Source organism: Actinospica durhamensis (genome assembly GCF_018139695.1).
GTDB classification, from domain to species: Bacteria; Actinomycetota; Actinomycetes; order Streptomycetales; family Catenulisporaceae; genus Actinospica; species Actinospica durhamensis.
Genome location: NZ_JAGSOG010000102.1, coordinates 1 through 12,518 on the forward strand (window position 1 = coordinate 1; position 12,518 = coordinate 12,518).

The following is a 12,518-nucleotide window of genomic DNA, read 5'->3' on the forward strand; positions in this document are numbered from 1 at the left end:
GGTGACGGCCAGGTCGGCACAGGTCCAGGTCACGCGGTCGGCGAGGGCGGGGCTTTCGGCGGAGGCGGCAGCGTCGGCGCGGTCGATCACGGCTGCTCCGGGCGTGGCGGACTCGGCGGCGCGGGTCAGGGCGGTGGGGGCGATGTCGATGGCCGTGACCTGCCAGCCGTTGCGGGCGAGCCAGAGGGCGTCGGCGCCTTCGCCGCAACCTACGTCGAGGGCGCGGCCCGGCTCGAGGTCCGCCGCCTCGGCGACGAGGACGGCGTTGGGGTTGCCGCTGAACAGCCGCTCGTGGCCGCGGTATCGCTCGTCCCAGAATTCCTGCCGTGTGTTCATGCGGGCACCTTGCCCCAGCCGCCGCGATCTCGGCAAAGAAGTTTGCGGAAACAGCAAACCTCGCGCAGAGTGATCGGGTGGACGTGAACGACCCGAGCAGCCCCCCGGGCCCGGACTCGGACCCGAGCTCTCCCCTCAGCCCGGGCGACGACTTCGAAGCCGTACTCAGTGCGGTCGGGCCGCGGCTGCGGGCGCTGCGGCTGCGCAGCGGGACGACGTTGACGGCGCTGTCGCAGAGCACGGGGATTCCCATCAGCACTCTGTCCCGGCTGGAGTCGGGGCAGCGCAAGCCGGGGCTCGAGCTGCTGCTGCCGCTGGCCCGGGCGTATCAGGTGCCGCTGGACGAACTGGTCGGCGCTCCACCCAGCGGCGATCCGCGGGTGTACCCGCGGCCGTTCACGCGCAACGGCGTGACGGTGGTCCCGCTCACCCGCAAGCCCGGCGGGCTCCAGGCGTTCAAGCACATCCTCCCGGCCGCCGACCCGTCGAGTCTCGAGCCCGATCCGCGCTCGCACGAGGGCTACCACTGGCTCTACGTGCTCAACGGGCGCCTGCGCCTGGTCCTGGGCGAGCGGGATTTCGTGCTCGAGGCGGGGGAGGTGGCCGAGTTCGACACGCATCTGCCGCACTGGTTCGGCAACGCGGATAGCCATCCGGTGGAGTATCTGAGCATTCTCGGGCCGCAGGGTGAGCGGTTCCACGTCAAGGCCAGCTACCGGCGCCCCACCTAGCCGCACGCACGCACGTACTCACGCCTCGCCGGCGGCGCGCCACGCGCGACCCCGGCGCCGGCCCCCGCACCTGCGACGATCCGGCGTCACCCGAAGTCGCTCGGATGGAGCAATCCGATCCCCGTCCCGCTCCGAATCCCTCTCGACCTGGATCGGCGGGCGAGAGGATCGGGTGGGATGGAACCGGCACATGACGACGACACGGACTTCCGCGCTGCCGCGCCGACGCGGCGGGAGCGGGTGGCGGTGGTCGGCTCGGGTGTGTCCGGACTGACCGCGGCGTACCTGCTGCAGCGGGGCTACGACGTGCTGCTGTTCGAGGCGGACGACCGGCTCGGCGGGCACGCGCACACGCACGACGTGGCGGACCGGCGGGCCGGGGCGCTGGCGGTGGACAGCGGGTTCATCGTGCACAACGCCCGTACGTATCCGAACCTGCTGCGGCTGTTCGGCGAGCTGGGGGTGGCCACTCAGGAGACCGAGATGTCGATGAGCGTGCGCTGCCTCGGCTGCGGACTGGAGTACGCGGGGGCCAAGGGTGCGCGCGGGGTCTTCGCCCGCTCGGCCAACCTGCGCGACCTGCGCTTCCTGCGGATGCTCGGGGAGATCAGGCGTTTCCACCGGCACGCGCGCCGGCTGCTCGCCGAGCCGAGCCGTTTCCAGGGCGCCGACCTGCGCGCGGCGGTGGACGCGGCGGACGGCGGGACGCTCGGGCAGTTCCTGGAGCAGGGCGGATATTCGGGATACTTCGCCGACCACTTCCTGGTCCCGCTGGTCTCCGCGGTCTGGTCCACCGGACCTGAGCTGGTGCTTCGATACCCGGCGCGCTACCTGTTCGAGTTCCTCGACCACCACGGCATGCTCAGCGTCACCGGCTCGCCGCGTTGGCGCACGGTGGTCGGCGGCTCACGCAGCTACGTGGAGCGGGCCGTGAAGGGCCTGTCCGCGGTGAACGTCTCCACGCCGGTGCGCGCCGTTCAACGCGGGGCGGAGCGGGCCACGCTGTGGGACGAGGCGGGGTCGCGCTACGAGGTGGACCGCGTCGTGCTGGCCACGCACCCGGACCAGGCGCTGCGTCTGCTGACGGACGCGACGCAGGACGAGCGGGACGTGCTGGGCACGATCGAGTACTCACACAACGAGACCGTGCTGCACACCGACGCGTCGCTGCTGCCGCGTAGCAAGTCGGCCCGCAGTTGCTGGAACTATCTCGTGCCGCACTGCGGGACGCAGCTGGGACCGACGACCGAGCGCGCGGTGGTCACGTACGACATGAATCGGCTCCAGCACTTCGAGGCGGACGACGAGTACCTGGTCACGTTGAACGCGACCGAGGCGATCGACGAGGCGCGGGTGCTGGCGCGGATGCATTACGAGCATCCCGTCTACACGCCGGAGTCCGTTGACGCGCAGGCACGGCTGCCGGAGCTGAGTACGACACGGACCGCGTACGCGGGCGCCTACCACGGCTGGGGATTCCACGAGGACGGATGCGCCTCGGGCGTGGCCGCCGCCGCGACGTTCGGCGTGAGGTGGTGAGCCGGATGACCGAGACGACCCGGCTCAGCCGGACGGATCAGGCACCTGCGACGCGCGAGGCGCGGGTCTACGCGTGCACGGTGCGGCATGTGCGCCGGGAGCCGATCCGCAACGATTTCACCTATCCGACCACGATGTGGCTGGTGGATCTGGACCGGCTGCCGCGGATTCCGCGGGCGCTGCGGATGTTGGCCGAGTTCCGCGCGGCCGACCACAGCGGCGACCCGGCGCTGAGCCTGCGACGGAACGTGGACGACTACCTGGAATCCCAGGGCATTGACCTGGATGGCGGACGTGTCCTGATGCTGACGGCACCCCGGTCGTTCGGGCACGTGTTCAATCCGCTGACCGTGTACTGGTGCCGGGGTCGGGACGGGGGGCCGGTCTGCGTGATCGCCGAGGTGCACAACACCTACGGCGGCCGACACCGCTATCTGCTGCGCCCGGACGAGGCCGGATTCGCCGCGACGGACAAGGATTTCTACGTCTCCCCGTTCTTCCCGGTCGCCGGCGGCTACCGGATGTCGCTGCCCGAGCCGGGTGACGGGCTCGCGCTCACCATCCGCTACGACCCGCCCGGCGCACCGCCGTTCACCGCGGTGCTGCGCGGCCATGCCAATCCCGCCGCGGGCACCACTCGCACCCTCCTGCGCGAGGCCCTGCGCCGACCCTGCCCGACGCTGCTGACCTCGGCCCGAATCCGCGTCCAGGGAATCAAGCTCTTTCTGAGGGGTCTGCCGATCGTGCCCCGATTCTCGACGGCCGATCGGCTCGCCCGGCTCTACCGCGAGTTCACCGACGGGCGTGAACTGCCGGTGAGCGTGCGGGCGTGGGACGGCAGCCAGGCCGGGCCGGCGGGGCCGCCGATGCTCGTGCTCAACTCGCCGCGGGCGCTGCGGCGCATCCTGTGGGCGCCGAACGAGCTCGGGCTGGCGCAGGCGTACGTCACCGGGGAGCTCGACGTCGAGGGCGACGCGGCCGAAGGCCTGCGCCGGGTCTGGGCGACCGCCGACCCGCACGCACGTCCGCCGCACAACCGCGTACTCCACGCAGCGCGCCTGCTGACGGAGGCCGCGCGGCTTGGAGTCCTCGGCCGACGTCCCACGGCTCCGGCGACGCAGGCGCAGGCGCAGGTCAACGGCGGACTGCACACGCTCGCCCGCGACCGCGCCGCGATCGCGCACCACTACGACCTGTCCAACGACTTCTACGCGCTGCTGCTCGACGAGTCGATGGCGTATTCGAGTGCGTGTTGGACATCCGAAGAACCCGGATACACCCTGGCCGACGCGCAGCGCGACAAGCTCGACCTGATCTGCCGGAAACTGCGGCTGGAGCCGGGAATGCGGCTGCTGGACGTCGGCTGCGGCTGGGGTGGACTTCTGATGTACGCGGCCGAACATTACGGCGTGCACGGGGTCGGGCTCACGCTTTCCCGCGAGCAGGCCGCGTTCATCGCGCAGAGAGTAGAGCGGCGCGGCTTGGCAGACCGGGTCGAGGTGCGGGTGCAGCACTTCCCTGAGTTCTGCGAGCCGCGGGCCTTCGACGCCGTCGCCTCGATCGAGATGGGCGAACACGTGGGCGCCGAGGCGTATCCCGCCTACACGCGCATGGTGCACACCTCGCTGAAGTCCGGCGGTCGCGCGCTGATCCAGCAGATGTCCCGGGCCCACGACGCGGCGCCGGGCGGCGGCCCGTTCATCGAGGCCTTCATCGCGCCGGACCTGTGCATGCGGCCGGTCGAGGAGAGCGTGGCGCAGTGGAGGGCGGCCGGATTCGCGCTGCTCGACCGGGAATCGCTGCGCTCCCACTACGTGCGGACGGTCGGCGCCTGGCGCGCGACGCTCGACGAAGCGTGGCAGAAGGCGGTGGATCTGGTGGGCGAGGAGACTGCGCGGGTCTGGCGGCTGTACCTGGCCGGCGCGCAACTGGCGTTCGAGCAGGGCCGGATGGGTGTGGACCAGATCCTCCTGACGAAGGGCGAGCAGTGACGATGGGCGTTGAGCGATGACGGGTACTGACCTGGGCACCTGGGCCGCCGGGCTGCCGATCACGGCGGCGGTGTGCCTGGTGCTGTTCGGTGCGGCGTTCGTGCTGGGAGCGGCCCGGGGGCGGCATCGCGTCGTGGACGTGGTGTGGGGACCGGCGTTCGCCGCCGTCGCGCTGACCTCGTTCGGGCTCTCGGCCGGCCACGGCGATCCGGGCCGTCGCACGCTCGCCTTGGTCCTCACCGCGGTGTGGGGTCTGCGCCTCGGCGCCCACATCGGCACACGCTCGCGCGGCAAGCCGGAAGACCCGCGGTACGAGCAGCTGCTGGACAAGGCACGCGGATCACGGCTCTGGTTCGCCTTCACGCGCGTCTATCTGCTCCAGGCGGCCCTGGTCTGGTTCATCTCGCTGCCGATCCAGGTCGTGCAGTACGGCAGATCGGGACTCGGCCCGCAGACGGCGGCCGCGTGCGCGCTGTGGCTGCTCGGGTTCGCGTGCGAGGCCGTCGGGGACTGGCAGCTCGCGCGCTTCAAGGCGGACCCGGCGAACAAGGGGAAGCTGATGACGCGCGGCCTGTGGCGTTATACCCGGCATCCGAACTACTTCGGCGACGCCTGCGTGTGGTGGGGTCTGTTCCTGCTGGGCGCCGACCAGTGGGCGGGCCTGTGCACGATCGCCTCGCCGATCGTCATGACGCTGCTGCTGACCGCGGGCAGTGGAATGCGCCTGGCGGATCGTCACATGTCCCGCACACGGCCGGAATACGCGCAGTACGCGCGCCGCACCAGCGGGTTCGTCCCGTTGCCGCCGCGCCGCCGGTAACTTGCGCCCGCACACACCTCGCCCGCCCGCGCCCCGTCACGACGCGAGCGCCGCCACCATCACCGGCACGCTGGTGGGCGACGTGCTGCCGCCCGCCGGCTCGATCGTCATGCCCACCTGCGACTGTCCGGCCAGGCCCTGCACCAGGATCGGCTGGGCCTGCGTCGCCTGCAGCAGTCCGACCGAGCGGGCCGCGCCGTCCGGGGCCATCAGCCAGAGCTGGTACGTCTTGCCCGCCGGCGCCCCCGACAGGCCGGTGAAGCTCAGCGCCGCCTCGTTGCGGCTGCGCGAGTCCACGAGCAGGGCGCTGCCGCCGCCGGTCACCGCGACCCGGGTGGTGGCCACGTCCGGGGCGGTGAGCAGCTGCGAGATCTGGGTGGCCTGCGCGTTGAGCGCGTCGAGCCGGTCCTGCTGGTCCACGGCGCGCCAGCCGAGCCCGGCGGCGAGCAGGGCCAGAGCCGCGGCCACCGACCAGCCGGCCCGCAGACGGCGTCGGCCGGTCCGCTGCCGCGTACCCGGGGAGGACTCGCCGTGGGCCGGATCGGTCAGCGGCGGAGTCTGCCGGGTGACCGCGATCCGGGCGTCCACGGCGGCCTTGAGCGAGGCGGGGGGCCGCTCGGCGACCGCGGCCGCCAAGATCGCGGCGACCTCGCGCAGTTCGCGGACCTCGGCCTCGCACTCGGGGCAGCGCGCCATGTGCGCCTCGAAGGCGGCGCGTTCGTCCTCGCCGAGCGCGTCGCACACGTACGCGCCGGTCAGGGTGTGCACGTCGGCCTCGGCCACGCTCGTCGTCACCTCCCCACCCCCAGGCAGTCTCGCAGCCTGGCGAGCCCGTCGCGCATCCTCGTCTTGACCGTGCCGAGCGGGGCGCCGAGCAGTTCGGCGACCTGCTGGTAGGTATACCCGCTGTAGTACGCCAGCGTGACCGACTCGCGTTGCAGTTCGGTCAGTCCACTGATGCAGTGGCGCAGCCGCTGCCGCTCGAGCCGTCCCTCCACCTGCTCGGCCACGTCCTCGTCCGGGAGCACCCGGGCGGACTCGCGCGCACTGCGGTCCTGCCGTTCGGTCGCCGCCTGCTCCGCCCTGACCCGGTCCACCGCGCGGCGGTGCGCGATCGTCATCACCCAGCCGCGGGCCGAGCCGCGCGCCGGGTCGAACCTGCTGGCCTGCCGCCACACCTCCACCAACACCTCCTGCGCCACCTCCTCGGCCTGGGCCGGGTCCCGCAGAATGCGCGTGGCCAGGCCGTACACCGGGCCGGAGATCTCCGCGTAGACGTGCTCGAACGCGTCCTGCTCGCCCCGGCTGACGCGGCGCAGCCAGCCGCCGAGGTCCTCCCCCGATTCGGCGCCGCGCGCGGCGGAGGCCGACTCGGCGGCCGATCGGGCGGCCGATCCGGCCGCCCGGGGAAACTCGCGCCCGCTCATCCGGCGCTCCTGCTCATCCAGCGCTCCCACGCGTACGGCGCGGCATCGGGCCGGCCAACTTCGCCACGGTCATATCCCTCTTTCGGAGCGGACGGCCATTCGGATTGGTCCGGGTCGCGCCCGGCTCGGCCGGAGCCTGCGCGCGCTTGGTCAGGTTGCGTGCCATGGCGCCGAAGACGATGCCGTGGAAGGGCTTGAGCGACCACCAGTAGGCCTGGCCGAGCAGGCCGCGCGGGTAGAACAGGGCGCGCTGCCGGTAGAGCGAGCCGTCCGGGGCGGGCTCGACGCCGAGTTCGAGCCAGGCCAGGCCGGGCAGGCGCATCTCGGCCCGCAGCCGCAGCAGCTTCGCCCGGCCGCGCTCGATCGCCTCCACCCGCCAGAAGTCCACCGCGTCCCCGACCCGCAGCCTTCGCGGGTCGCGGCGGCCGCGGCGCAGGCCCACGCCGCCGACCGCACGGTCGATCAGGCCTCTGATGGACCAGGCGACGGCGAGCGAGTACCAGCCGCTCTCGCCGCCGATCGCCTCGATCTCGGCCCACAGGGCGTCGGGGGCCGCGTCGGTGCGGCGCTGCCGTTCGTCCACGTACAGGCTGCCGCCGGCCCAGTCCGGGTCGGTGGGCAGCGGGTCGGACGGTGCTCCCGGCACCGAGCCGGAGGACCAGCGGGTGGTGACCACGGCCTCGCGCACCCGCCGCAGCGCGAGGTCCACCGCCTCGTCGAAGGGGATCAGCCCCTGCGGCGGGTCGGGGATCCAGCGCGTGACGGAGCGGTCGGCGCAGACCGCGTCGTGGTGCAGGGACTCGATCAGCGGCCGGGCGAGCGAGCCGGGGACCGGGGTGACCAGGCCCACCCAGTGGCTGGACAGGCGCGGGGTGAGCACCGGCACCGGCACGATCAGCCGGCTGCTGAGGCCGGCGACCGCCGCGTAACGTTGCATCATCTGACGGTAGGTCAATACGTCGGGGCCGCCGATGTCGAACTCGCCGACGGCTTCCGGCGCGAGTGCGGCCGCCGCGGCCAGGTACCCGATCACGTCGCGTACCGCGATGGGCTGCACGAGGCGCTCCACCCAGCGCGGGGTGACCATGACCGGCAGCCGCTCGGTGAGATACCTCAGCATCTCGAACGAAGCCGAGCCGCTGCCGATGATCACGGCCGCGCGCAGCACGATCGTGGGCACGCCCGAGTCCAGCAGGATCCGCCCGACCTCGGCGCGCGAACGCATGTGCGGCGAGAGCGGGGCGTCGTGCGGGCTCAGGCCGCCGAGGTAGACGAGGCGCTTCAGGCCGGTCTCGGCGGCCGCGGCGGCGAAGGTCTGGGCCGCGGCCCGGTCGGCCTCCTCGAACCTGGGTCCGCCGAGCATCGAGTGGATCAGGTAGTAGGCCGTGTCGGCGCCCTCGAGGGCGGCGCGCACGCTCGGCGCGTCGGAGGCGTCGCCCTCGACCACCTGCACGTCGTCGTACCAGGGCTGGTCGCGCAGACGCGCCCGCGACCTGGTCATGCAGCGCACGGTGTAGCCGGCCTCGAGCAGGAGCGGCACCAGGCGTCCCCCGACGTAACCGGTGGCCCCGGTGACGAGGCAGACCCCGGATGAGTCGGAGGGCGCGCGGGCGGCGGCGTCCGTGTTCATCACCGGACCCCGGTTCCGATCGGGGTGCGCACGTCGCTGCGCGTGGCGGCGAGGGCGGCCCGCTCCCGGGCCTCGGTCTCGGCGCGCGCCTGCTCCGGGTGGCGGGCCCGCCAGTACGGGTTGTCGTGCGGCAGGCCGCCGCTGACCCGGCCGTAGGCGCCGAAGGTGACGAGCATGATCCCGACCACGAACGAGAACATGACGTTCTGGAAGCGGAAGGCCAGGAAGTTCGCCTGGGTGTCGAGCAGGGCCAGGTTCACCGCGCCGCTCAGCACGAAGATCACGCCCATGGCGAAGTTGATCGTGGAGGCGATGTTGCCGCCGATGACCGCGCCCACGATCAGGACGGCCGCGGCCACGATGGAGATCACGCTGAGCGAGCCGTTGCTGGACAGGCCGAGCACGTGCTCGCCGCTGGTACTGAAGAAGGCGAGCCGGTCGGTGAGCCCGAGGATGCCGAAGACCAGCAGGAGCAGGCCCATGAAGCCCGCGCCGTAGCGGTAGACCCGGCCGAGTTGGTGATCCTGCGGGAGATGGTCGTAGAACTGCATGGTGGGGCCTCCGTTGACGTTCGGAGTTGCTGTTCCATCCCCTCCACCCTCCAGCCGCCGCGGCGAACCCACCAGTTGCGTAGCTTCCGCGTAGATTCGGGCCACAGGCGGCGCGGCCGTGCCGGCTTCCGCGCGGCCGACCGGCCCGCGGCCTGCGGCGGCGCCCCGGCCCTACCCGGCGGCGCCCCGGTAGCGCGCCAGCGCCTGCTCGCGGGCCTCGCGCTGGTCCACGATCGGCTCCGGGTAGTCCGAACCGATCCGGCAGCCGGAGCTTTCCTGCACGTCGGCGGGCATCAGCCAGGGCTGGGTGAGGTATTTCGCGGGCACCCGCGCCAGCTCCGGCAGATAGGTCCGGACATATCGGCCGTCCGGGTCGTGGCGCTCCTGCTGCAGCACCGGGTTGAAGATCCGCCGGTAGACCGGCTGCGGGTCCACCCCGACCGAGGCGATCCACTGCCAGTTGCCGTTGTTGTTCGGCTGGTCGCCGTCCAGCAGCAGCCGCATGAAGTGCGCCTCGCCGCGGCGCCAGTCGATGCCGAGGTGCTTGGTCAGGAAGCAGCCCACGATCATCCGAGCCCTGTTGTGCATCCAGCCCTCTTGGGCCAGCTGCCGCATCGCCGCGTCCACCAGCGGATAGCCGGTGCGCCCGGCGGCCCAGGCGGCGAAGTGCTCCTCGTCGTCCTCCCAGTCGATCGTGTGGCGGTAACGCTCCTGATATTCGAGCCGTGCGTTCTCCGGGTGGTGGTAGTGCACGTAGTGGTAGAAGTCGCGCCAGCACAGTTGGCGGCGGAACGCCTCGGCGCCCTCGCCCTCGGGCAGGCTCAGCTCCAGCTCGCGCGCGGAGACGCAGCCGAAGTGCAGGTACGGGGCGAGCTTGGAGGTGCCGTCGAGGTCGAGGCGGTCGTGCGTCTGCGCGTAGTCGCGCACCGGGCCGTCCAGGAACCACTCGGCCCGGGCCAGCCCCGCCGTCTCGCCGCCGGGCTGGGGTTCGGGCACCTCCTGCTCGAGACCGAGGTCCGCGAGCGTGGGCAGCGGCTCGTATTCGAGGCCTTCGACGATCGGCGGCATCCCCGGCGGGGGCAGCGGCTTGTGCCGCGGCGCGTTCTGCCAGGTGCGGTAGAACGGCGTGAAGGTGCCGTAGAGCGTGTCGGCCTTCGTACGCAGCGCGGTCGCGTCGTCGACGACGGTGAGCCCCGGATGCGCGACGAACTCGATGCCCTCGTCCTGCAGCACCCGGCCCACGCTGCGCCCGCGGTCCCGGGCGAAGGGGGTCAGGTCGCGGGTGGCGTGGATCTCGGTGGCCCCGGCCATCCGGGCGAGGGTGGGCAGCGCCTGCTCCGGCCGGCCGCGCCAGACCAGCAGCCGGGAGCCGAGCTCGCGCAGGTTCCGGTCGAGGTCGGCGAGCGACTCGAGCAGGAACTGGGTACGGGCCGGGGACGCATGGCGTCCGTGCAGCAGGCGGTCGTCGAGGCAGAAGACCGGAACGACGCGGTCATGGCCGTCGCAGGCGGCGTGCAGGGCCGGAAGGTCGTGCACGCGCAGGTCGCGGCGGTACCAGAGCAGGGCGGTCATCGTGTCGTACACCTCATGGTCCGCCAGCCTGCCCCCCGGCGCGTCGTGTCGCAATGTGCATAGATCGCGCATAGATTGCCCCCGATGAACGCGGTGAATCCGAGGAACCCGAGGCCTGCGGCCGACGCCGCGGACGCGCCCGCCGTGGACGCGCCCGCCGAGGGCCAACAAGACAAGGCGGGCCCGCCCGCCGAGGGCCCGGACGAGCGCGCGCCGCGGCTCACCATCGGGGCCGCGGCCCACCGCCTGGGCGTGGCGGTGCCGACGCTGCGCAGCTGGGAGCGGCGCTACGGCATCGGCCCGCGCCCGCTCACGCCCGGCGCCCACCGCCGCTACTCCCCCGCCGACATGGCCAGGCTCGAGTACTTCTGCCGCCTGGTCGGCGAGGGCGTGGCCACCGGTGACGCCGCCCGGGCCTCCCTGGCCCGCGAACCGGAGCCCGCCGCGACGGCGCCGGCCGCGGCCGAGCCGAGCGCGAAGTCCCCGCACCACGCGGGCGGCGGCCACACCCTGCCGGTCGGCAGCGGCAGCAGCTCGGCCCGCGGCCTGGCCCGCTGCGCGGTGCGGCTTGACCAGGCCCAGACACTGCGGATCCTGGACGAGGCGCTGACCCGGGACGGGGTCGTGGAGGCGTGGGAGAACACGATCAAACCGGCCCTGCTCGCGGTCGGGCGTAAGTGGACTGAGACACAGGGCAAGTACGTCGAGGTCGAACATCTGCTGTCCTGGTGTGTGACCACCGCGCTGCACCGGTTCCAGGCCGACGCCGTGGAGGCGGCAGCGGCGGCCGCGGCGGCTCCGGCCGAGGCGGGCGCCGCCGCCTGGCCGGCCGCGCCACCCGAGCCGGCGCCGCCGGAAGCGGCCCTCGCGCATCGCAGGGTCCTACTCGCCTGCGCCCCCGACGAGTGGCACTGCCTGCCGCTCGAGGTGCTGGGCGCGGCCCTGCTCGAGCGCGGCGCGTCCCCGGCCATGTTCGGCGCCGCGGTCCCCACCGACGCCCTGCGCGAGGCCGTGCGGCGCACCGATCCGGCCAGGGTCGTCGTCTGGTCGCAGACCTCGCATACCGCGGACCCGAGCGCCCTGCCCTTCCCCGGCGAGCGTTCCCGCTGTCGGGTCCTGCCGGCCGGCCCCGGCTGGCTCAGCGCGCGCCCGGCCGTGCCCGGCGTGCTGCTCACCCTCGCCGACGCGCTCGAGGCCTGCCTGGCCTGAGCTCAGCCCGGCCCGAGCGCCCGGACCACCTCCGCGTCCCGAAGCTGGTCGAACCGCTCGTACCACCGGCCCACCGCCTCGAAGTCCTTCGGAATCAGAAGGCTGACGACCACGTCCACCAGGCCGACGAAGCGCTCGAGGGCGTCGGGTGCGCACACCGGCGCGGCGAACACCAGCTTCCGCGGCTTCCAGCGTCGCAGGGCCCGTACGGCGGCGGTGGCCGTGACGCCGGTGGCCAGGCCGTCGTCGGCGAGCACCACCTCGCGCCCGGCCAGTTCCGGCAGCGCGCGCTCGCCGCGGTACGCCGCCACCCGGCGCCGCAGCTCCCGGCGCTCGCCCGCGGCCAGGGACGCCAGCCGCTTCGGTCCCGGATCCAGGCCGTAGGCGCCGGCGAACGGGCTCGGCACGATCTCCTCGGATCCCTCGGCGATCGCGGCGACGCCCACCTCGGGCGCGTCCGGCAGCGCGATCTTGCGCGCGACGAACACCTCCACCGGCACCCCGAGCCGGTCCGCGATACAGCGTGCGATCGGGACGCCGCCCCGGGGCAGGCCGAGCACGACCGGGTCGGGCAGGCCGAGCTGCTCGACCCGCTCGGCCAGCCGGCGCCCGGCGTCGGCGCGGTCGGCGAATGCGGGAGCCCGCATGATCATGTCGTCCATGCCCGCCGGTTGCCCGAGTTCGCCCCAAGCATTCACGCCGCGGACGCATC

Annotated in this window: 12 protein-coding genes; 5 read left to right on the top strand and 7 right to left on the bottom strand. The window is 73.1% G+C overall.

The genetic code is table 11. The features are described 5' to 3' along the window. The coding region (locus KDL01_RS20175; protein WP_212530095.1) for a class I SAM-dependent methyltransferase at window positions 1–336 on the bottom strand (336 nt) is incomplete at its 3' end. A gap of 185 nt (window positions 337–521) precedes the next feature. Between KDL01_RS20175 and KDL01_RS20180 the strand changes: the two genes are divergently transcribed. The 4 genes from KDL01_RS20180 to KDL01_RS20195 all read left to right on the top strand — a co-directional run bounded on the left by KDL01_RS20180 (window position 522) and on the right by KDL01_RS20195 (window position 5,417). Beyond that, complete coding sequence (locus KDL01_RS20180) at window positions 522–1,067, top strand: helix-turn-helix domain-containing protein (RefSeq protein ID WP_281415529.1); 546 nt, start codon at window positions 522–524, stop codon at window positions 1,065–1,067. Window positions 1,068–1,244: 177 nt separating this feature from the next. Then, a complete protein-coding gene (locus KDL01_RS20185) occupies window positions 1,245–2,606 on the top strand; it encodes an NAD(P)/FAD-dependent oxidoreductase (RefSeq protein WP_212530097.1) in 1,362 nt (453 codons plus the stop codon). Window positions 2,607–2,611: 5 nt separating this feature from the next. Further along, the gene (locus tag KDL01_RS20190; RefSeq protein ID WP_212530098.1) at window positions 2,612–4,597 is read left to right on the top strand and encodes a DUF1365 family protein; all 1,986 of its coding nucleotides are present in this window, start codon (window positions 2,612–2,614) and stop codon (window positions 4,595–4,597) included. Window positions 4,598–4,613: 16 nt separating this feature from the next. Beyond that, window positions 4,614–5,417 (top strand): DUF1295 domain-containing protein, encoded by an 804-nt coding sequence (locus KDL01_RS20195; protein WP_212530099.1) that lies wholly within the window; start codon window positions 4,614–4,616, stop codon window positions 5,415–5,417. A 36-nt stretch (window positions 5,418–5,453) separates the two neighbouring features. Here KDL01_RS20195 and KDL01_RS20200 read toward each other — a convergent pair whose 3' ends face one another. From KDL01_RS20200 to KDL01_RS20220, 5 genes are all read right to left on the bottom strand, one after another. Further along, complete coding sequence (locus tag KDL01_RS20200; protein WP_307846455.1) at window positions 5,454–6,212, bottom strand: anti-sigma factor; 759 nt, start codon at window positions 6,210–6,212, stop codon at window positions 5,454–5,456. Beyond that, on the bottom strand, window positions 6,209–6,844 hold the full coding sequence (gene sigK / locus KDL01_RS20205) for an ECF RNA polymerase sigma factor SigK (protein WP_212530100.1): 636 nt from the start codon (window positions 6,842–6,844) through the stop codon (window positions 6,209–6,211). Before sigK ends, KDL01_RS20200 begins: the two co-directional genes overlap by 4 nt. A gap of 13 nt (window positions 6,845–6,857) precedes the next feature. Then, window positions 6,858–8,474 (bottom strand): SDR family oxidoreductase, encoded by a 1,617-nt coding sequence (locus KDL01_RS20210; RefSeq protein ID WP_212530101.1) that lies wholly within the window; start codon window positions 8,472–8,474, stop codon window positions 6,858–6,860. After that, window positions 8,474–9,025: a DUF4383 domain-containing protein gene (locus KDL01_RS20215; RefSeq protein ID WP_212530102.1), complete on the bottom strand. Its 552-nt coding sequence runs from the start codon at window positions 9,023–9,025 to the stop codon at window positions 8,474–8,476. The genes KDL01_RS20210 and KDL01_RS20215 overlap by 1 nt, the downstream gene beginning before the upstream one ends. A 171-nt stretch (window positions 9,026–9,196) precedes the next feature. Then, window positions 9,197–10,597, bottom strand: coding sequence for a cryptochrome/photolyase family protein (locus tag KDL01_RS20220; RefSeq protein WP_212530103.1), 1,401 nt, complete (start codon window positions 10,595–10,597; stop codon window positions 9,197–9,199). 84 nt (window positions 10,598–10,681) lie between these two features. Between KDL01_RS20220 and KDL01_RS20225 the strand changes: the two genes are divergently transcribed. Next, a complete protein-coding gene (locus KDL01_RS20225) occupies window positions 10,682–11,806 on the top strand; it encodes a MerR family transcriptional regulator (protein WP_212530104.1) in 1,125 nt (374 codons plus the stop codon). A gap of 2 nt (window positions 11,807–11,808) precedes the next feature. Here the strand turns inward: KDL01_RS20225 and KDL01_RS20230 are convergent, their stop codons facing one another. After that, window positions 11,809–12,468, bottom strand: coding sequence for a phosphoribosyltransferase (locus tag KDL01_RS20230; protein WP_212530105.1), 660 nt, complete (start codon window positions 12,466–12,468; stop codon window positions 11,809–11,811). Window positions 12,469–12,518 lie beyond the last annotated feature (50 nt).